We start from the raw sequence: 20,355 nt of genomic DNA, 5'->3' as shown, positions 1-20,355 counted from the left end.
ATATATCGCCGAATGAATATGAACGCCGATTACAACAATGTGCCTAAATCCGTGTCCGGTTTAAGTTGACCATTACAGGGTCTCCCCGTGCGGGAGAAGGACAGAAGCCTGCTTCTGAACGTTGCCTCCGGCAACGGCCAGGCATCCAATAAGACAAAAAGGCCATCCTGACGGATGGCCTTACTTCGATGACTCAGTGCATATTACTCGCCGGGACATCTGTCCATTGGCAGTTAATGGTTTTTTTTCCGGCACTGCAATCCCCGTTATGGATCACAACGGTTTCCTGCGGAGGTTCTTTTTTCGCTGCACAGGCTGACAGCAATAAAGTGACTAATACCAGGCTAAAGATACGCATGCCAGCTTCTCCTAAACTTACTTTCGCTCATAATAAACGACCTGAGTAAGATTGTCCTGTCTTGCCGTCAGTTATCCCTTTCTGCCATAAACACAGTTGCCGGAAGGCCGGTCAGACTGGCATAGTGAGAACTTATTATCGGCCTATTCATTCATCCGGGTAATTCAATTAACTATGACACAGAACGCTGACCTGATACTGACATTAAATGAGCATCACCGTTATCCTTCGACGGATAAAAATAGCGCTTCATTCAGCTGGCCCGGAGGTCATGGCCTGGCGATCTATGTAGCGATGAATCTGGAGCATTTTTCATTTGGCTGTTCAGAAGGCGCTAAAATATCGCAGGTGGCTAACTCTCTCGATATCCTGAATTATAGCTGGCGTGACTATGGAAATCGGGTCGGCGGCTGGCATCTGGCCGGGTTATTTGAAAAACTATCGATCCCTCCTGCTGTTATCGCGAATAGCTCAATACTGGAACATTATCCTGAATTACTGCAACGCTGGACTGATTTACCCGGCAGTGAACTGATAGGCCACGGGTATACGAATTCTCAGCGACAAGGGGATTTGGATGAAGAAGAGGAGTCTTATCTGATCAGCTATTGTCAGCAGCAACTGACTCAATATCAGAATCAGAAAGTCTCTGGCTGGTTATCTCCATGGATCTCAGAAAGTCATAATACCCCTGACCTGCTGAAACAGCACGGTTTTGACTACAGCCTTAACTGGGCACATGATGACAGACCGGTACCGATCAACACCCGGCACGGTGAGTTGCTGTCGATACCGTACCCTCAGGAAATTAATGATATACCAACAATTATTCCGAATGGCACATCTATAGATATTTTCTGCCAGATGATTAAAGATCAATTTGCAGAACTTCTGGAACGCAGTAAGTTTTCTCCGCAGGTGATGGGGATTGCGTTGCACCCATATATTGTCGGGCAACCGTTCCGTTTTTATCAGTTAAAGAAAACCCTTGCTGAACTTATATTACAGCAGAATGAATTCTGGCTAACTACTCCCGGAGAAATTGCCCGTTATTACAGATCTTCATTTCCTGAATAAACAATAGAACTTACATCATTATTAGCCGGAAATAAAATACCTCTTCCGGCTATAAAGCAGAGAAACAGGGGCCTGTCATCAGACTATAGAATTTTCTCCGGAGAGTAATTCTGTATCGGATAGTTAATAACATACTGAAAGTTATTGGTTTATTATATTCACTGTAAATATGTTTTTCTGAAGGTTTAATTATGACAGCTGTTATAAATACCGATATATAACCGTAAATCTGATTGATGTTAAGTAATACATTAAATAGTTATCCGGGTAATAATAAAAGCCCGGGAATCATAACGAAAGAAATATAATCCCTGTTGTCTGTTATAGCCATTTCAGACCAGACAGTCTCCGGCGACATTAAACAGACCCGCTTTGAGATCGATCCGGGATTCGCAGCCTGTAAATCCCGGTACCTCTCTTCAGGGATAAGTATGCTGTCCTTATGATATTTTGTCATAGAACAGTAGATGAATATTTATCAAAAAACGGCGATGATAGCTATTCACGTATGCTGTGTATCACCGTGTTTTACCAATGGCTAGTCTAACAGAGAGGTTAATATGTCAGATATTTATGTGATTTATTTTTCCGGGTACGGACACACTAAACGCGTTGCCGAAAGTGTTGCTGAAGGTGCCGGAGCAGAACTTATTGCAATAGATAATCAGGGTGAAATTACCGAACAGGACTGGGAAAAACTGAATGCCGCCGACGGTATTATTTTTGGTGCACCGACTTATATGGGGAGTGCGCCATGGCAGTTTAAAAAATTTGCGGATGCCAGTTCTAAAGCCTGGTTTACTCGTCAATGGCAGGATAAGGTTTTTGGCGGATTTACCAACAGTGCCAGTCTGAATGGTGATAAGCAGAATACCCTGATTTTCTTCCAGACTCTGGCAGCACAACATGGCGGGATCTGGGTCAGCCTGGGGATACTACCGGCCAACACCACGACCGCAACCCGTGAAGATATTAATAACCTCGGAGGATCCGCAGGGCCGCTTATTCAGTCACCTTCCGATGCCGGGGCTGAACTCATCCCTGCCGGTGATATTGAAACAGCACGTCAGTACGGCGCACGGGTTGCTTCAATTACCGCACGTTTAAAATAGTTCCGCCATTGTTCGCAGGGGGCTTTTCTGCCCCCTGTATCAGCCATTCCGATGCCGGATCAGCTCAGGTGTAATCTGAGTAATCTTCCGACGTTTTCACAGGTTCGCTGGATATTAACCGTACCGCTGCGCAGCAGGTTGTCGATACTGTCAGCCTGAGGGATGATCCCAAAAATAGCATCAATACCCTGCCGGTAGAGAGGCTCAGTACCTGAACCCATACTGCCGGCAATCGCGATCACAGGGACCCCGGCAGCTTTTGCCAGCCGTGCAACACCCAGCGGAGTTTTACCAAACATGGTCTGTGCATCCATCCGTCCTTCACCTGTGAAACAATAATCTGCACCGGTCAGGTGCTGCTTCAGCCGGGTATACGACAGTATAATTTCAACACCGTTTTTTAATTCGCAGTCGGTAAATGCCAGCAATCCAGCACCGAGTCCTCCCGCGGCACCTGCTCCGGGCTGATCAGCCACATTTTTGCCAAGTTGCTGACAGATAATCTGTGCATAATGGGCCAGATTGTCGTCGAGCTGGCGGACCATGGGTGGCGTAGCCCCTTTCTGCGGACCAAATACGACCGAGGCTCCCTGGTCACCACACAGAGGGCTTGTTACATCGCAGGCGACAAGAAACTTTACACCGTTCAGGCGTGGATCGAGGCCGGATATATCAATTCGTTGCAGGTCTCCCAGCGCACCTCCGCCACGGCTCAGCTGCCGGTGATGCGGACCATAAAAACGTACACCTAAAGCTTCGGCCATACCTGCTCCGCCATCATTGGTGGCACTGCCGCCGAGGCCTAAAATTATCTGTCTGACACCTTTATTCAGACAGGCTGTGACCAGCTGACCGGTGCCATAGCTGGTCGCCAGTAAGGGATTACGATTATCAGGAGCGGTATGCTGGATACCGCTTGCAGAAGACATTTCAATAATACCCACAGTACCATCGCCACTGATCCCAAAAATAGCTTCTGCAGGAGAACCCGAAGGGCCGGTTACTGTTACAGAGTGTAAGGCTCCGCAGGTCGCATCAACCAGTGACCGGGTGGTCCCTTCACCACCGTCAGCCATCGGCACATGGATATAGCGGGCCTCAGGAAATACCCTCCGTAAACCGCGCTCCATGGCAATACAGACTTCCTTCGCGGTCATACTTTCTTTGAATGAGTCCGGGGCTAAAACAAACGTCATGGGTTTCATTTTTTCACCTTTTTATGCCTCCGGGCGGCTCTGCAATTCTATGGCTGACAGCAGCACCCGTGGAATAATAGTCAGAGAGCCGTGGGGGTATTTATACTTTTTAGCGGGGCGGGAGGGCTTCTGCAATTGTATTTATTGAAATGTTTAACAACAGCTATCCGGCCACGGATTATAACCTTACCCGGCGATGGCGGGGATACAGACTGCCAGTATGGTTACAGGTGAGGATGCTTACACAGTCGTCTGTTTCAGCCAGCGGTCTCTGAGCTGTTCATCAGACATATCAATAAACGTACTTATTAATCAGTAGAAATTATATTTAATTTTCTGTTGTCTTCGCCTTATCAGTTCCACCACAAATCCCACAGAATAATTTTATCATATTGATTTAAAATGGATATTTTTTAGTTATAACAGCCATTCTGTAATATCAGGACATGAACATCCTTAAATAAACTTATTTTTCTCAGGTATTTGTTAAAACAAATTTCAGTTTGAGTCAGTCTATAGCAAAGTGTTATGCTCACCGGCTGATTATATTGATTAACATTTTTTACTATTACTGTCTGGAATGACGGTTTCTGCGTGTCTGCGGACAGTAAAATATCAATACAGACAGAATACTCTGCTGCGGGTATTCAGAGGCCCCCCTGAATGAAAATTACGGAAATAACAGTTGTTGTTTTATCGGCCAGTCTGCTCAGCAGCTGTGCAAATACACAAGACCAGCTCAATGAAACCGGTGCTCATTATGGAACAGAGATCCTTTGCGGCGTCGGTGCTATCGGGGGTGCTATCGTCGGTAACCTGGTGGGAAGAAAACTGGGTAATGCAGCTGCCGGTACCGCGATTGGTGCGGCATTAGGTACCGGAGGAGGCTGCTATGCGGGAAACATCTGGCAGACCCGTTCGAAAGCTCTGCTGGAAGCAGCCAGAAAAGCCAATATCCGGATGACGACCGAATCTGCCTTAACCCGTCCCTCTGCCACAGATAAACAGGCGGGCGGCATCGTGGCCCAGGTCAGTGACCAGGGAATGTTTGATACCGGTTCAGCACAACTAACCACCACAGGTCACCGGCAGATAGATAGCCTGGCCAGGGTGTATGCAGAGGCTCAGAGTACTCCCCGTTACTATCTGGTGGTCGGACATACGGACTCCACGGGCAATCCCGAAGTGAATAAGCAGCTTTCAGAGCAACGGGCAAAATCAGTCGGTAGCCTGTTACGCGGTGCCGGAATACCAGCCAGTCATATTTACTATCAGGGGGCAGGAGCTTCGCGTCCGATTGGCAGTAACCAGACCCCTGAGGGACGGGCTAAAAATCGGCGGGTAGAAATAAGTGAATTAAGTGATGAAAAAGCACTGGCGATGCGGATAGAGCAGGAGCAGGGTAACAGCCGCTATCTGGACTATAGCAGTACTGTATCGGTTGTCAGGGCATCGTCCGCCGCTGCTGAGAAAAAAAACCTATCCCGGGCAACGACCCTGACGCCATCCGCTGCGGATAAAGCAGTTCCGGAAAGTCATTCTCAGATCACGGAAAATAAAAAACAAACCCGTACGGGTAACAAAAACAAGACGTCTGTCGCCACCACTACGGCAGAGACGACCCGGCACATTCCTGCATCAGAACAGATTGATTTTAATGGGCAGCCGGCGGCTTCTGTGACCAGTGTGGTTACCGGAGTGGATGCCAGTGAGTCTTCTTCCTGGTTTCCGACGGCCCGTGCCGCAGATACTGCCATTATGAGTTGTGCAACTGATAGTCTCAGGATCAGTGGTCAGGTGAAGAGCCTGGCAACCGGCAAAGACTTCACCACCCATCATAGCTATGACTATTTACCTGGTTACGGTGGCTTGTCCTGGGCGAATGTAGTGAATAACAATCTGGTGGTTATTTCCCCGGTCGCTATTTTGCGTGATGGTGCCCAGCCCGGTCAGAATCCGACCATATCGATAGTGACGCATTTTACCGGAACCCGGAAAGAACCGTCGGCGGTTATTCCTGCCATTGCGCAGACCTATCAGGGGAAAGACGACATTATTTATCGTGTTTACCCGCGCCAGACCGGCAGTGCCGTAACTTGTATGGATATTGTTTTTAGTACCCGTGGCGCGAAAGCGACAAAAGGGCAGCTCTTCTATCCGAAAGCGACCACGACCTATGTGGCCGATTATATCCCGACGCATTAATTATGATGAGACTCAATAACTATGAATGACTTTTCACTTGGCGGGCTTGGTGCTCAGATTATTGAGCACCGCCTGCTCACTCTCTGCATTATTCTTCTGCTACTGGCGGCAGGAATTGCGTATAAAAAATGGGATGATGTCCGTTATTTTTGTATGAGGGTCTGGCATGTCATGCCGCTGGTGGGAACGGTAGCTAAAGCCTCTCGCCAGTATTCCAGCCGTTCATCGCTGGTACATCAGTCAAAATGGCTGGATGCTGAAATGAATATTGCTGATCTCTACTACAATGAGTATGTGGCTGCGGATCAGGACATTACCTATTACAATCAGTGCAAAGACTATCTGGCTAAAGTACTGGAATCTGGTCGTAAAAAAGCACCGGTATGGGTAACCCCCCTGATAGTCGTGCTGCTGGTGATGGAAGCTATCGGGTTCGCCTATGTTCTTGGTCCTTTTATGGCGCCACGGATTTCAGCGAATAATCTGCAGATTGTTGTCTGGTCACTGGCGTTGATCCTGTCGCTGATTTCCGGCTTTATTGCCCACCACGCCGGTGCCGCCCAGCATTATAACTCTTTGTTAAGAAAGGCAAATCGCTGGTTCAGTCAGAGTGATTCAAAAAAGAATCTGAATGAAGTCAGTGAAATTCAGATTGTCCATACTTACCGTGATAATGATGAACCACGCTATAACCAAATCGCAGCAAGGATCTCTATCGATCATGACTGTGCAGAACACCGCCGTCCCGTCTGGGGATTTTATGCCTGGATTCTGATTATTGCGATCGCGGCTTTCGGGGTGCGTTATTACACCTTGCAGATGGTGGAATCAAAACAATCAGTCACCAGCATGCAGAGCAGCAATGATGTCAGCAGCCCATGGGGTAGTGTACTTCCTGCCCAGGCGGCACAGAATGATCAGCAGGCCAGACTGCAGGCCGAAAACGACATGCAGCAGTCAAAGCATGATGCCTCGCTGGTGACGTTTATTATCCTTTCTGTCATTTATATCGGTGTGCAGTTTTTTGCTTTCTTCCTCGGACGCAATTATGGTTTCGCCGGCGTACATTCTTCAGAGGCCTGGCACAGCACTCATCGTTTTCCAAATGCACAGGCAATGCGCTCCTGGATGGAGCGACGGAAACGGGCAATCAGTATGCATGCAGATCATAAACTGAGTATGCTGCGGCGCAAACTGATGCACAAAACGACCACCAGTGCCGAAGAACGTGAATTACTGAAGCAATCCCTGAACCGTGATTTTGAAAGCTATGTCCGGCAAAAACAGGCGGGGCTGGAGCAGGAACGTGAAAACAGTCGTCGCAAAGAGCTGGAAGACTATAAGCGCAACCAGAAGCTGGATAGCGATATTACCCGTCATAATAGCGCCGGGGCTGGTCACACAATACAGCCAGCCGCCACGGTAATTCGTGATATACCGGCTGAAGATACACAGAGTCAGGCTGCTGCCCCGGTCTCTGATGCGGACATTAAACCACTGGAATATCCGGATATCACTGAAGTCGAAGCAGGTGAATTGATTTTCCTGGCAAATATTTATCCGTCGTTCTCAGGACTGACAGAACAACAGATCACTTTTATCTGGAAAGCGCAATGCTTTGCGAAAAAGCGTGGCTTGTTTGCTGTGGCATAAAACACGGGAGAATAATAATGAAAAAAAGATTTCTCGGGTTACTGCTGGCTGGCTGGTTAGGCAGCCCGCTGATCGCCAATGCGGAAGCTGGCGGGATGGCGGATAGCTGTTATGCCCGTACTCATACCCAGCAATGGCAGGCCCCGGCCAGCGGACGCCAGCTGACGGTTGTTATTGATCAGACGGTAGTTTTGCCGGATGTATTACAGCATTCCGTATGGGATAAAGTCGCAGCATTTGTTAAACCCGGCGATGAGGTAAAGTTGTATACCTTCTCGGCGGTGGTGCCCGGGCAATATATGCAATTAGTGGCCGACAGTACGCTTGATACGCCACCTTCCTCCTCTGCCCGTGGCGATATCCCGATGGATGACCTGGACGATCTGGACAGTTGTCTCAGCCAGCAGAAATCTCAGTTTACGCAGAACTGGGGACGGGCGCTGGTGAAGGCAATGCAGGAATCGAGGGCAGATATCCCGAAAAGTGAGATTATGCACTCGCTGAAAAATATTGGTGAGGATCTTAAAACATCGCCAGCCCGTCAGCGGGTTATCTTACTGGTCAGCGATATGCTGGAAAACAGTGATTCTGCGTCCTTCTATCAGCATAACCAGATCCGTCAGCTGAATGTACCAAAAGTACTGGCCAGCGTGCGTCAGCAGAATTTAGTGGCAGATATGGATGGTGCAGAAATTTATGTATTGGGGGCCGGGCTGTTAAGTGCCAAAGACAGCCATTACATTGGCGGTAAGACGCTGGATAGCCTGCAAAATTTCTGGCAGCAATGGTTTGCGTTATCTGATGCCCGGCTGGTGGCTTTTGGTACACCGGCACTGAATCAGCCACTGCAGTAAGTCTGGTAAGTCTGATGAAAAAGCGCTTTCCTGCCGGAAGCGCTTTTTTTATCCTCGCCGAAGACGGGCTTTGCCCCTTTCTCCGGCGACAGGATAATCGCTGACATTATATTACCACCGGTGCTGCAGACCATCAGGCGCGGCAGTGCTATTCATCTCCTCGATAATCCCCGACAGACGCTGGATCATATATTGCGCAGCCCGTGACAGTTGTCTCGAAGGAGCAGTACAGAGCCCGAGAGTGACCGGCCGTAGTGGATTATGCTTTATCGGGATAAAACACAGCCGGTTAAGACGGAGGTCTTCCATGACATCCAGCCGGCTGAGCACCGAAATTCCGGTTCCGTTAGCCACCAGGCTGCGGATCAGCCGAATATCATTACAGGAAATCACCGATGCCGGTGGCTGACCTGCACGCTGATACAGGGACTGTACACGATCGTGTACTACCAGTCCCTTACCGGGGATAATATGCCGCTGATCATGCAATTCAGACAGAGATACAGATGGCAGGTCACTGAGCCTGTGCCGCGGGGGAACAACGATCCCCATCGCGAGTTCGGCAAACGCGATCACCTCGATCCCGCTGACGGTGCCGGGATCGAGAATTAGTCCGAAATCGACGACGGCATCCCGCACCATTCTGCTGACGACCTGGCTGCTTTCAACAGCCAGTTCGATATCAAGCCATTGCTGCCCGTGGGCGATGCTGCCAATTTCTCCGCATAATGGACCTTCTGTCAGAGCCTGTACCAGACCAATGGCGACCTTACCGCGTTTCAGCCCCTGAATATCAGCGAAACGTTGCTGTGTCAGGCTGAAATCCCGCTGCCAGTTCAGCAGATCACTATAGAGTAACTCTCCGGCAGTGGTCATACGCATTCCCCCCGGCAACCGTTCAAATAAGGCGATACCAAAACTTTCTTCTGCCTGAAGGATCTGGCGATTGATGGCTGAAGCTGAGACATGCAATTTTTCTGCTGCTTTGCGCAGGCTCCCGCAGCGGGCGACTTCAGCAAAATAAGCAGCAAAACGTGAGAACGGGGTCATTGGTCACCTGTACAGTTTTTTGCAACATAGATCTGAATTAATGCTGATGGACGGATACACCTTAGTGCAGACAGAATGTCCTGACAATCACTATGCTTTTTCCTGAGCTGAGCGGATAACGTTATGAACAGAATATCACCTCCTGCCCATTGTACTTTCGACCCTGATGACTGGGTGCGTCTTGCCAGATACTGGCACCCGGTGGCCCGTTCTGTTGATGTCAGCACTTCGCCGTATAAAACCGTACTCCTTGATGAACCGCTGGTGGTGTACCGGATTGGTGAAGAGGTGGTTGCGGCGAAAGATCTTTGTCCTCATCGCGGTGTACCCCTGACCCTTGGTTTTGCCGATGACGGCGGGATTGTCTGCCCTTATCACGGGCTGCGTTTCGGTAGCGGGGGGAAATGTAACCGTATCCCCTCAAGTCCGGAGCAGGCGATTCCGGCAAAGCTTAATTTAACGGCCTTTGACGTGGAGGAACGTTACGGTCTGGTCTGGGTATGTATGTTACCTGATGCAGAAAACCCCGTTGCTCTGCCGGTGATGCCTTTATGGGATAGCTCCGGATTCCAGCAGATAAATTGCCCCGGGTTTGATGTGAATGGTTTTGCCGGACGGCAGGTCGAAGGCTTTCTCGACGTGGCTCATTTTGCGTGGGTCCATACCGAAACGTTCGCCGATCCGGAAAACCAGAGTGTGCCAGCCTATCATCCGGTGGAGACCGAATCCGGGTTTAGTGTCGATTACCGAAGCAGTGTCAGCAACTATGCGGCTGATTCTGAAGAGCAGGCGCCTGAGGGGTTTGTCTGGCTGCGGCATTTTGAAATGCATCTGCCTTTTACGGCCACACTGACGATCCATTTTCCGGGAGAGTCACGGCTGGTGATTATGAATGCTGCCTCGCCGGTATCGGCCAGGAAAACACGGATGTTCGCGCCGATTGCCCGAAATTTTGATCTGCATATTCCGGTGCAGGATATCTGTGATTTTAACCGGCGGGTCTTCGAAGAAGACCGGCTGATGGTGGAAACGCAGCGCCCCGAAAATCTGCCATCGGATATGACTCTGGAAGCTCATATTCCTGCTGACAGAAGCTCAATTGCCTACCGCCGCAGCCTGAAAAAAATGGGTTTTGGTGAGTTTTTCCTGGTATAGGAGCGACAGTGATGGATATACCGGTGGATGTTATTGTCGATGCTGTCTGGCGACAAGGGGAGAATAATCTGGGGGTTGCACTGGTCGCCGCAGACGGTCAGCCGCTGCCGCGCTGGGCGCCGGGGGCTCATATCAGCCTTTATCTGAATAACCATCTGATCCGTCAGTATTCACTGACCGGACGAGGGAATGATCCATATCGTTATCAGATTTGCGTCGCCCGTGATCAGGCGTCACGGGGCGGGTCTGCTTATATTCATGATGTGTTGCGGCCCGGCCAGCGGCTGACCATCAGCGTTCCGAAAAATCTGTTTCCGCTGGCGGCGTCGGGACCGGTTATTTTACTGGCGGGCGGGATTGGTATTACGCCGTTGTATGCGATGGCTGAGCATCTTGAAGCCAGCGGAACTCCCTTTGTTCTGCATTATTACCTGAAGAAGCCGGGGTGCGGAGCATTTGAGCGCGAATTACAACGGCCTTTGCAGCATGGTAACTGCCGGTTCTGGTACAGCAGCGACGGTGATTCTCCGAGGCACCATATTCCGGAGGAGTTACTCAGCCCCTCAGCGGAGACCCGTATTTTGCTGTGCGGGCCCGAAGGTTTTATGACGCAGATGATGAATACGGCATTGCAGTATGGCTGGCCGGAAGAAAATATTCAGACGGAGGCTTTTGGCCCGCCGGCAGTACCGCAAACGGCCGGTGTCAGTGATGCTTTTATTATTACACTGGCCTCTTCTGGCTGGCAATTCAGAGTACCTGCAGATAAAACAATCGCCGCCGTGTTACTGGAAAACGGGGTGGATGTACCTCTTTCCTGTGAGATGGGGATTTGCGGTGCCTGCCTGACACCGGTTGTATCGGGCCGTGTGGATCACAGGGATACGGTACAGTCCGATGCGGAAAAATCGGCAGACCAGCAGCAGATAGCATTGTGTTGTTCCCGAAGTCACACCGCAGAGCTGGTGATAGAACGCTGAGCAGTAATCGCAGAAGATTTTTTGAAAGCTATCTGCCGGTACCGGATCCTGTCTCTGAGATTAATAGGCCATGCCTGACGTAATCATCATAAAAAAGGCACTGTCCTCGTCAGGAAAGTGCCTTTCTTTTCAAACTATTACGGGTGAATGATTAGTTCATTCCGTATTTTTTCAGTTTTTTACGCAGAGTCCCGCGGTTAATACCCATCATCAGTGCTGCACGGGTCTGGTTGCCACGGGTATACTGCATCACCATGTCCAACAAAGGCTGCTCAACTTCAGCCAGTACCAGCTCATACAGGTCATTAACATCCTGACCATTTAACTGAGCAAAATAGTTCTTCAGTGCTTGTTTAACCGAGTCACGAAGTGGTTTTTGAGTTACCTGATCCTGTGAATTCACGGTAGAAACGGTCAGTACGTCAGAATTTACGCGTTGTTCGAACATAGTTCTTTCAGCTCTTTTTTTCGTTTACGCAAGATTTTCGAAGTATGCCTCCAACGCCTCCAGTTGTTCACTGGCATCCTCTATGGCGTTGAATGTGCGCCGAAACTGGTCATCAGGAGCATGTTCCTGTAAATACCAGGAAACGTGTTTTCGGGCAATACGGTATCCCTTGCCGTGACCATAAAAGTCGTGCAGCTGCCGTATATGTCCAATCAGCATTTGCTTCACCTCGGCGAGTGGCTTTGGTGCAAGCAGCTCTCCTGTGTCCAGATAATGCTGGATTTCCCGGAAGATCCAGGGTCTTCCCTGAGCCGCGCGGCCTATCATCAGAGCATCCGCTCCGGTGTAGTCAAGTACGGCCCTGGCTTTATGCGGGTCAGTAATGTCCCCATTCGCGATAACCGGAATGGACACGTTCTGCTTAACTATCCGAATGCTGTCGTATTCTGCGTTACCATTAAACAGACAAGCGCGGGTTCGTCCGTGGATGGTTAACGCCTGAATGCCACAACGTTCGGCCAGTTGGGCAATTTCTATACAATTACGATTTTCGGTATTCCAGCCAGTACGGATCTTCAGGGTGACCGGTACATCCACTTCATTAACCACCGCCCGTAAAATAGACTCTACCAGCGACGGGTGCTGAAGCAATGCGGAACCTGCCATCTTTCGGTTCACTTTCTTTGCGGGACAACCCATATTAATATCAATGACTTGAGCGCCGGATTGTGCATTAATCCGTGCCGCCGCCGCCATCTCATCAGGGTCACCACCGGCAATTTGTACTGAGCGGATACCCGGCTCATCACTGTGCACCATACGCAGTCTGGATTTGTCACTTGCCCAGACTTCAGGGTTCGATGACATCATCTCTGATACTGTCATTCCTGCGCCGTTCTCGAAACAAAGCGTACGAAATGGCCTGTCGGTAATACCGGCCATTGGCGCAGCAATCAGTCGATTTCGAAGCTGGTATGATCCAATGCGCATGGGAAAGAGATGACCTTATATGTTCGCAAGGCGGCGTATATTACGCATTTTTTAACGAAGATGAAAGGCCAAACTTTGAACAATATGCCGTCATTGATCACGGAAATGAATATCAGGCAGCAGACAGATACAATATAAATACTAATATCAATGAGTTACATCAAAATATTCGCGGGGAGGCGGAAAAAATTTCTTTCTTCACCCTTGATATACAAGATAAAAAACAGTCACAAACATAATTTACAGCATATCTGCAGTATAAAATTTGCCATAAAAAGGCAGATATCAGGTAAAAAATCAGCAGTGCTGTGCGGGGCCGGAAAATAACGGTAAAGCACACTCTGTGGTGGTTACCCCGGAGTGTGCAGTGGTCAGTCAGCTGCGCTGGCCGGTGATACGGCACCACTCTTCTTTCTCTGCCACGGGGTCGAGCACAAATTTATCCGCATAGGCTTCGCAAACATCCTCAGCCTGGCTTGCCAGAATACCGGACAGGGCCAGCTTACCGCCGGTTTCAGGCAATACACTGATCAATGGTGCCAGTTCGCGTAGCGGGCCTGCCAGAATATTGGCTACCACAACATCGGCTTTTAAATCAGATGGCTGCTGATGTGGCAGATACAGATCCAGCCGCGAAGAAACACCGTTACGGCTGGCATTTTCCCGGCTGGCCTGAATAGCCTGCGGATCGATATCAATCCCGATAGCATGGCTGGCCCCCAGTTTCAGGGCGGCGATCGCCAGGATCCCCGATCCGCAACCAAAATCGATCACTGTCTTGCCCGTCAGATCCTGACTATCCAGCCAGCTCAGACATAACGATGTGGTCGGGTGGGTGCCGGTACCAAATGCCAGACCCGGATCCAGCATCACATTCACGGCATCAGGATCAGGGACTTCACGCCAGCTCGGACAAATCCACAGGCGTTCACCAAAGCACATCGGGTGGAAGTTATCCATCCATTCGCGTTCCCAGTCTTTATCTTCTATCTGTTCGATTTTATGGCGAAATCCGTCACCTAGTTGCGGATGCTGCGCCAGCATTGCAACGACCTGCTGCATATCCGTTTCTGCATCAAACAGACCAATAGCATCCGTATCGCCCCACAGGGGAGTTTCTCCCGGCATAGGTTCATAGACAGGATTATCATGCGTATCTTCAAAAGTGACCGAAACAGCACCGGTTTCAATCAGTGCATCACCAATTTCTTCCGCATCTGTGCCGGAAGTATTAATTTTTATCTGGATCCAGGGCATAGCATATCTCTTTATTTCTTCGCACCCGGCATCATCGCCTGAGGTGCGGGTTTACCCAGCCGGTTGCCAATCAGGAACGCGGCCAGACTCAGTAACAGTGACGGAACTATCGGATGGAAATTCCACCAGTGAATATCAAAACTGGCGAGCAGAGTATAACTGACCGCTCCGCACAGCATACTACTGACAGCGCCGGTAGCGTTTGCAGACTGCCAGTATAAACCCAGCAGCAGTGGCCAGAGAAATACTGTTTCTAATGCGCCGAATGCCAGCAGATTCATCCAGATAAGCATATCCGGTGGCCGCCACGCAGTCAGTATCATCAGCACACCCAGCCCTAATGTCAGCAGAGTGGATAAACGCCGCAAATGACGTTCATTGCCTGCACGCTGCGGTAATACCCGCAGATAGAGATCTTTAATCAGGGTCGCTGATGCCTGAAGTAAGTGGGCATTGACGTTCGACATGATGGCCGCCATCGGCGCGGCGAGAAAAATGCCTGCGGCAAAAGGCGGTAACACTTTGATCATCAGTGTCGGGATAACCAGGTCAGGAATATGCAGGTCAGGGATCACCGCTCTGCCCAGAGCTCCTGCCAGGTGCATACCCAGCATCAGCAGGGTCATCACCAGGGTCCCGATAAAGATCCCCCGGTGTACCGCTTTACTGTCACGATAGGACATACTGCGGATAGCCGTGTTTGGCAGCCCCAGTACCCCGAAGCAGACCAGTACCGTGAAGGAGACTAACAACGGTCCGGTGATGATATTGCCTGCACCCCGCGGGTCGATCAGCTGCGGATTAATCTGTTTCAGTGTCGCGACTGCATGGGCCGGGCCGCCGGCTGCGTGGATCACGGCAAATAACAGCAGGAACGTCCCTGCCAGCATCACTATGCCCTGCATCGCATCATTCAGTACACTGGCGCGGAATCCGCCCAGCGCGGTATACAAAGCGATCACCCCGCCGAAAGTCAGTAATCCCTGGCTGTAGGGGACTCCGGCAACCGTTTCCAGCAGCCTTGCGCCACCAATAAACTGTACTGTCATCACCGCGATAAAGGCGAGTAGCAGGGTAATACTGGCCAGCCAGACCACCAGGCTACTCCTGAAATGGGCATACAGAATATCGTTCAGGGTAACCGCATTATAGCGACGGGCGAGAATAGCAAATTTCTTCCCCAGAACCCCCAGAGATAACCAGACGGCGGGAACCTGAACCATTGCCAGAAAAATCCAGCCAAGTCCGTATTTATAGGCGGCACCCGGCCCGCCAACAAACGAACTGGCACTGATATAGGCGGTAGTCAGTGTCATTGCCAGCAAAAATCCGCCGAGGGTCCTTCCGCCGAGGAAATATTCGTTCAGAAAAGTCCCCGTAGCGCGTTTCTGCTGATAAACGGCAAACAGAGAGATAGCGGCAACGATTAACAAATATGCCAGCAGCGGGATCAGTATTTTAGTGTTCATCGCCATCCTCCAGCGAAATATCGCGGAACAGAAAGCGGATCATCAGGGCGCATAACAACAGGAACAACAACGGAGCAAACAGGCAGGATAATTCAAACCAGCGGGGAAAACCAAATACTCCCGGGGCATTTCCTCCCTGCCATGCGCTTACAGACCAGACAAGCAGCCAGCCGAGGGTCAGTAATACAGACCAGCAGGCTTCTTTATTGGCTTGTATAAAGCGGGAATCCATGGCTAACCTCAACCATAAGGCAAATAAAAAGGCCGGAAGATCCGGCCCTGGAATTTTACTCAGGAAAAAATTATTTTTCCTGCAGCCCCAGCTTTTTCTCCAGATAGTGGATATTGGTTCCACCGGCCTGGAAATGCTCATCGGCCATAATTTTTAACTGCAGATCGATATTAGTTTTAATACCATCAATGATTAGCTCACCCAGCGCATTGATCATGCGGGAGATAGCAACTTCGCGGGTTTCACCGTAAGTGATGAGTTTACCAATCATTGAATCGTAGTAAGGAGGCACGGAATAGCCGGAGTAAATATGCGACTCCCAGCGCACACCAAAACCACCCGGCGCATGGAAACGCGTAATTTTACCCGGGCTAGGCAGGAAGGTATTCGGGTCTTCTGCGTTAATACGACATTCAATCGCATGTCCGCTGACCACCACATCATCCTGCTTAATCGCCAGAGGCAGACCGGCGGCAATACGTAATTGCTCTTTGATAAGATCAACACCGGTGATCATTTCCGTTACCGGATGTTCTACCTGAATACGGGTATTCATTTCGATGAAATAAAATTCGCCGTTTTCAAATAAGAACTCAAAGGTTCCTGCACCGCGATAACCGATATCAATACACGCCTGAGTACAGCGGGTACCGATAAATTTACGCAGTTCCGCGCTGATCCCCGGAGCCGGTGCTTCTTCCACGACTTTCTGATGGCGACGTTGCATAGAACAGTCACGCTCTGCCAGATAAATGGCATTGCCCTGACCGTCAGCCAGGACCTGGATCTCGACGTGGCGAGGATTTTCCAGGTATTTTTCCATATAGACCATATCGTTATTGAAAGCAGCTTTTGCTTCCGCACGGGTCATATTAATCGACTGTTCCAGATCTTTTTCGCCACGGACGACACGCATACCACGCCCGCCGCCGCCGCCGGAAGCTTTAACGATAATCGGATAACCGATACGTTTAGCGATTTCGCGGTTTTTGTCCATGTCATCGCCAAGGAATCCATCGGAACCCGGCACGCAAGGTACACCTGCTTTTTTCATGGCATGGATTGCAGAGACTTTATCGCCCATCAGGCGAATGGTATCGGCTTTCGGGCCAACGAAAATAAAGCCTGAGCGTTCAACCTGTTCTGCAAAATCAGCGTTTTCAGATAAAAAGCCATACCCCGGATGGATAGCATCCGCACCGGTGATTTCTGCAGCAGAAATCAGCGCAGGAATATTCAGATAGCTTTTTACGGACTGGGCAGGACCAATACATACGGTTTCGTCTGCCAGCAGTACGTGTTTTAAGTCACGGTCCGCGGTGGAATGTACTGCAACGGTTTTAATGCCCAGTTCTTTACAGGCACGTAAAATACGCAGAGCAATTTCGCCGCGGTTAGCAATAACTAATTTTTCCAGCATGGTTGCCTCGTTATTCGATGACGACCAGTGGCTCGTCAAATTCAACAGGTTGGCCGCTTTCTACCAGGATAGCTTTGACAACACCGGACTTGTCGGCTTCGATCTGGTTCATCATTTTCATTGCTTCAACGATGCACAGAGTTTCACCGGCGGTCACTTTTTGTCCGACCTCAACAAAAGCTTTAGCGTCCGGGCTTGGCGTGCGGTAGAAGGTCCCTACCATCGGTGAACGCACAATGTGGCCACTGATTTCGTTGCTGGCTGCTGCTGGCTCTGCGACTGGCGCAACAGCGGCTGCTGGTGCAGCGGCAGGCGCAGGGGCTAATGGTGCTGCGTAGGCCTGCTGCATAACCGGGTAGCCCATATTTGCAGGTGAGCGACTGATGCGAACTGATTCTTCACCTTCAGAAATCTCGAGCTCGGCGATGCCGGATTCTTCAACAAGTTCGATCAGTTTTTTAATCTTACGAATATCCATGAGTGTGGTTCCGTACTCTGTTTAATTTGAATTTGACAGGCGTTTAACTGCCGTTTGTAAAGCCCAGCTGTACCCGTCGGCGCCTAATCCGCAGATGACGCCAACAGCAATATCAGACAGATATGAGTGATGACGGAAAGTTTCACGGGCATGCACATTACTGAGATGCACTTCGATGAAAGGGACACTTACCGCCAGCAATGCATCACGCAGGGCTACGCTGGTGTGCGTAAATGCGGCAGGATTAATAATAATGAAATCCACATTGCCTTTTGCCTCATGAATACGGTCAATCAACTGATATTCCGCATTCGATTGCAGGTGACTCAGTTTCACATTAAGTTGCTGTGCGGTCTGGTCTAACTGGCGGGTAATATCCTGTAGTGTCATGTGACCATAGGTCTCAGGTTCACGGGTTCCCAGCAAATTAAGGTTCGGACCTTGCAGAACTAAAATATGAAAGTTATCAGCCATCGTGTAGCTATCTCCTGCAATAATAAAGACATCGCGTAAAATACTCTCCCTGTAATCATTTGTCACCCATTCTGGTGAAAAAGAGGTGCTATTGCAGGGGGATTTTTTTAAGTATACCTGTTTCGTCGCAATTCGCCGCACAATAGTCGTTTTATCTGCGAAGTTTAGTTACTTGTCACTCTGCGGAGCTTTTTAACAGAAATTAGCGTAAGAAGCCAATCAGATAATTTCAAAGGTGAGTTTTTCGCAGTAATTTCCGGGAACGCAAGACACAGAGTAACAGCGCCAGTGTCAGCCAGATAAAAGGTTGCAGGGGCCAGGCTTTCACTGACCACAGATAATGCAGCGGCACCAGAATTGCCGGCAGATAAATACAATTATGCAGTTGCTGCCAGCGTTTTCCCATCCGCCGTTGTATTCTGTAAAAGGATGTCGCGGCCAGTAATAACAAGACGACCCAGCTGAGCATCCCGAGGGTCAGATAGGGGCGGCGAATAATTTCCTGAGCCAGTAACGCTAAATTACCGCTGCCAAGTTCAAGAAAATAGTAGCTGAGCAGATGCAGGGTAGCCCAGGCGAAGCACCATAATCCGATAAGCCGCCGGCAGCGCAACAGCAGAGGCTGGTGAAACCAGCGGGACAAAGGGCTGATCAGCAGGGTGACTGTCAGGAGTTTTAACCCGGTCAGCCCGGTGAATTGCTGAATGTCTTTTGCCGGGTCGGCACTGAATGCTCCGGCACGTACCGCCAGCAGCAGATAGATAAACGGGCTAAAAGCAAGAAGATGTAACAAACCTTTGACGATCAGCAATTTTACAGACGCTTTGCGTTCCCGGTTCGCCATTAAAAGTTTCTCCGTAAATCCATGCCCTGGTAGAGACCGGCCACTTCGCTGGCATAGCCGTTAAACATTCGGGTTGGCTGGCGGGTGACATCGAAAAGTCCGCCAGCACCAATAACGCGCTCAGTTGCCTGTGACCAGCGAGGGTGATCAACATGCGGGTTAACGTTGGCATAAAAGCCATACTCATCGGCAGCCAGCAGGTTCCAGGTTGTTGGTGGTTGTTCACGGGTCAGGCTGATTTTTACTATCGATTTAATACCTTTAAAACCATATTTCCACGGAACGATCAGTCTGAGTGGTGCACCGTTTTGCGGGGGCAGGGTTTTCCCGTAGACACCGGTGGTTAATAAGGTCAGCGGATGCATGGCTTCATCCAGTCGCAGACCTTCCACATAAGGATACTGCAGTCCGGCACTGTTCAGCCCCTCCCGCTGGCCGGGCATCTGCTGTGGATCATACAGGGTCTGAAAAGCGACATATCGGGCATGGCTGGTGGGATCGGCGAGTTTAAGCAGTGAGGCCAGACTGAACCCTATCCATGGTACGACCATTGACCAGGCTTCAACACAACGCATGCGGTAAATCCGTTGTTCCATCGGGAATTTTTTAAAAATATCTTCCATGCTGAGGGTGACGGGTCTGGATACCTCACCATCGACAGTGATTTGCCAGGGGGACGTTTTAAAATGGCTGGCGTTAGCTGCCGGGTCAGCTTTATCCATCCCGAATTCGTAAAAGTTATTATAACCTTCGACCTTATTCTCCGGCGTCAGGGGTAATCCAGCCTGCCATTCGGCGGGAGACGAAAAATCTATCGGGCGGGTATCGGTTACCGGCGAAGGGGGCGCAGATAAACCCGTAAGCCAGTCGGACAGCCCGGCCCTGGCGGTCGCGGGGAGCGTCAGGGCTGCACCGCTGATCCCCAGTATTTTCAGCAGCTCACGACGGGAACGATTAAATACCTGTTCGGGAGTAACGTCCGATTCTTTGAAAGGATTTCGCATCGTCAGGGCTTCCTTTAGAAAATTCAGGTGGGCATAAGGTATTTATCAGCGGTGGTACTCGCCGGGACAGTATTTATCCTATCCTCAATGTCCGGGGCT

The 20,355-nt window shown here is 50.0% G+C and carries 21 protein-coding genes; 8 read left to right on the top strand and 13 right to left on the bottom strand.

The window, feature by feature from the left end; genetic code table 11:
- Positions 1-193 precede the first annotated feature (193 nt).
- Positions 194-358, bottom strand: a complete 165-nt coding sequence (locus tag JK216_RS08730) for a hypothetical protein (protein ID WP_212707570.1) — start codon at positions 356-358, stop codon at positions 194-196.
- A gap of 174 nt (positions 359-532) precedes the next feature.
- Here JK216_RS08730 and JK216_RS08725 point away from each other — a divergent pair, with 174 nt between their 5' ends.
- Together JK216_RS08725 and JK216_RS08720 are read left to right on the top strand one after the other, a co-directional pair.
- A complete protein-coding gene (locus tag JK216_RS08725; protein WP_212707571.1) occupies positions 533-1,435 on the top strand; it encodes a polysaccharide deacetylase in 903 nt (300 codons plus the stop codon).
- Between the two features lie 560 nt (positions 1,436-1,995).
- Positions 1,996-2,547, top strand: a complete 552-nt coding sequence (locus JK216_RS08720; protein WP_212707572.1) for a flavodoxin family protein — start codon at positions 1,996-1,998, stop codon at positions 2,545-2,547.
- A 59-nt stretch (positions 2,548-2,606) separates the two neighbouring features.
- On the opposite strand, the gene JK216_RS08715 is transcribed toward JK216_RS08720, so the two are convergent.
- On the bottom strand, positions 2,607-3,752 hold the full coding sequence (locus JK216_RS08715) for a glycerate kinase (RefSeq protein ID WP_212710939.1): 1,146 nt from the start codon (positions 3,750-3,752) through the stop codon (positions 2,607-2,609).
- 654 nt (positions 3,753-4,406) lie between these two features.
- Between JK216_RS08715 and JK216_RS08710 the strand changes: the two genes are divergently transcribed.
- From JK216_RS08710 to JK216_RS08700, 3 genes are read left to right on the top strand one after another with little or no spacing between them, the layout of a single operon-like run.
- Positions 4,407-5,948 carry an OmpA family protein gene (locus JK216_RS08710; protein ID WP_212711514.1) on the top strand — a complete coding sequence of 514 codons (1,542 nt, stop codon included), beginning with the start codon at positions 4,407-4,409 and terminating at the stop codon, positions 5,946-5,948.
- Between the two features lie 21 nt (positions 5,949-5,969).
- On the top strand, positions 5,970-7,601 hold the full coding sequence (locus JK216_RS08705; RefSeq protein WP_212707574.1) for a hypothetical protein: 1,632 nt from the start codon (positions 5,970-5,972) through the stop codon (positions 7,599-7,601).
- Between the two features lie 17 nt (positions 7,602-7,618).
- A complete protein-coding gene (locus tag JK216_RS08700; RefSeq protein ID WP_212711515.1) occupies positions 7,619-8,455 on the top strand; it encodes a hypothetical protein in 837 nt (278 codons plus the stop codon).
- A gap of 111 nt (positions 8,456-8,566) precedes the next feature.
- Here the strand turns inward: JK216_RS08700 and JK216_RS08695 are convergent, their stop codons facing one another.
- Positions 8,567-9,505, bottom strand: coding sequence for a LysR family transcriptional regulator (locus JK216_RS08695; protein ID WP_212707576.1), 939 nt, complete (start codon positions 9,503-9,505; stop codon positions 8,567-8,569).
- Positions 9,506-9,628: 123 nt separating this feature from the next.
- Here JK216_RS08695 and JK216_RS08690 point away from each other — a divergent pair, with 123 nt between their 5' ends.
- Together JK216_RS08690 and JK216_RS08685 are read left to right on the top strand one after the other, a co-directional pair.
- A complete protein-coding gene (locus JK216_RS08690) occupies positions 9,629-10,660 on the top strand; it encodes a Rieske 2Fe-2S domain-containing protein (protein ID WP_212707577.1) in 1,032 nt (343 codons plus the stop codon).
- Between the two features lie 8 nt (positions 10,661-10,668).
- Positions 10,669-11,640 (top strand): PDR/VanB family oxidoreductase, encoded by a 972-nt coding sequence (locus JK216_RS08685; RefSeq protein ID WP_349290160.1) that lies wholly within the window; start codon positions 10,669-10,671, stop codon positions 11,638-11,640.
- A 151-nt stretch (positions 11,641-11,791) separates the two neighbouring features.
- Here the strand turns inward: JK216_RS08685 and fis are convergent, their stop codons facing one another.
- Positions 11,792-12,088, bottom strand: a complete 297-nt coding sequence (gene fis / locus JK216_RS08680) for a DNA-binding transcriptional regulator Fis (RefSeq protein WP_000462905.1) — start codon at positions 12,086-12,088, stop codon at positions 11,792-11,794.
- A gap of 24 nt (positions 12,089-12,112) precedes the next feature.
- On the bottom strand, positions 12,113-13,078 hold the full coding sequence (dusB, locus tag JK216_RS08675; RefSeq protein ID WP_212707578.1) for a tRNA dihydrouridine synthase DusB: 966 nt from the start codon (positions 13,076-13,078) through the stop codon (positions 12,113-12,115).
- On the opposite strand from dusB, the gene JK216_RS08670 reads away from it, so the two are divergent.
- Positions 13,030-13,317, top strand: coding sequence for a hypothetical protein (locus tag JK216_RS08670; RefSeq protein WP_212707695.1), 288 nt, complete (start codon positions 13,030-13,032; stop codon positions 13,315-13,317). The two genes, dusB and JK216_RS08670, sit on opposite strands and share 49 nt — an antisense overlap.
- Positions 13,318-13,453: 136 nt before the next feature.
- On the opposite strand, the gene prmA is transcribed toward JK216_RS08670, so the two are convergent.
- From prmA to msrP, 8 genes are all read right to left on the bottom strand, one after another.
- A complete protein-coding gene (prmA, locus tag JK216_RS08665; protein ID WP_212707579.1) occupies positions 13,454-14,335 on the bottom strand; it encodes a 50S ribosomal protein L11 methyltransferase in 882 nt (293 codons plus the stop codon).
- 11 nt (positions 14,336-14,346) lie between these two features.
- Positions 14,347-15,804: a sodium/pantothenate symporter gene (gene panF / locus JK216_RS08660; RefSeq protein WP_212711516.1), complete on the bottom strand. Its 1,458-nt coding sequence runs from the start codon at positions 15,802-15,804 to the stop codon at positions 14,347-14,349.
- Positions 15,794-16,036: a DUF997 family protein gene (locus tag JK216_RS08655; protein WP_212711517.1), complete on the bottom strand. Its 243-nt coding sequence runs from the start codon at positions 16,034-16,036 to the stop codon at positions 15,794-15,796. Before JK216_RS08655 ends, panF begins: the two co-directional genes overlap by 11 nt.
- A 70-nt stretch (positions 16,037-16,106) precedes the next feature.
- Complete coding sequence (accC, locus tag JK216_RS08650; protein ID WP_212707582.1) at positions 16,107-17,456, bottom strand: acetyl-CoA carboxylase biotin carboxylase subunit; 1,350 nt, start codon at positions 17,454-17,456, stop codon at positions 16,107-16,109.
- Positions 17,457-17,466: 10 nt separating this feature from the next.
- Positions 17,467-17,934, bottom strand: coding sequence for an acetyl-CoA carboxylase biotin carboxyl carrier protein (gene accB, locus JK216_RS08645; protein ID WP_212707583.1), 468 nt, complete (start codon positions 17,932-17,934; stop codon positions 17,467-17,469).
- 21 nt (positions 17,935-17,955) lie between these two features.
- Positions 17,956-18,408: a type II 3-dehydroquinate dehydratase gene (gene aroQ, locus JK216_RS08640; protein WP_212707584.1), complete on the bottom strand. Its 453-nt coding sequence runs from the start codon at positions 18,406-18,408 to the stop codon at positions 17,956-17,958.
- A 229-nt stretch (positions 18,409-18,637) separates the two neighbouring features.
- Complete coding sequence (locus JK216_RS08635) at positions 18,638-19,252, bottom strand: protein-methionine-sulfoxide reductase heme-binding subunit MsrQ (protein WP_212710934.1); 615 nt, start codon at positions 19,250-19,252, stop codon at positions 18,638-18,640.
- Positions 19,252-20,256 carry a protein-methionine-sulfoxide reductase catalytic subunit MsrP gene (msrP, locus tag JK216_RS08630; RefSeq protein WP_212707586.1) on the bottom strand — a complete coding sequence of 335 codons (1,005 nt, stop codon included), beginning with the start codon at positions 20,254-20,256 and terminating at the stop codon, positions 19,252-19,254. Before msrP ends, JK216_RS08635 begins: the two co-directional genes overlap by 1 nt.
- Positions 20,257-20,355: the final 99 nt, after the last annotated feature.

The sequence above is a fragment of the Tatumella sp. JGM94 genome, from assembly GCF_018257595.1.
Classification (GTDB): domain Bacteria; phylum Pseudomonadota; class Gammaproteobacteria; order Enterobacterales; family Enterobacteriaceae; genus Tatumella; species Tatumella punctata.
Note: the sequence above shows the minus strand (reverse complement) of the source record. Positions and strands in the feature narration are given on the sequence as shown.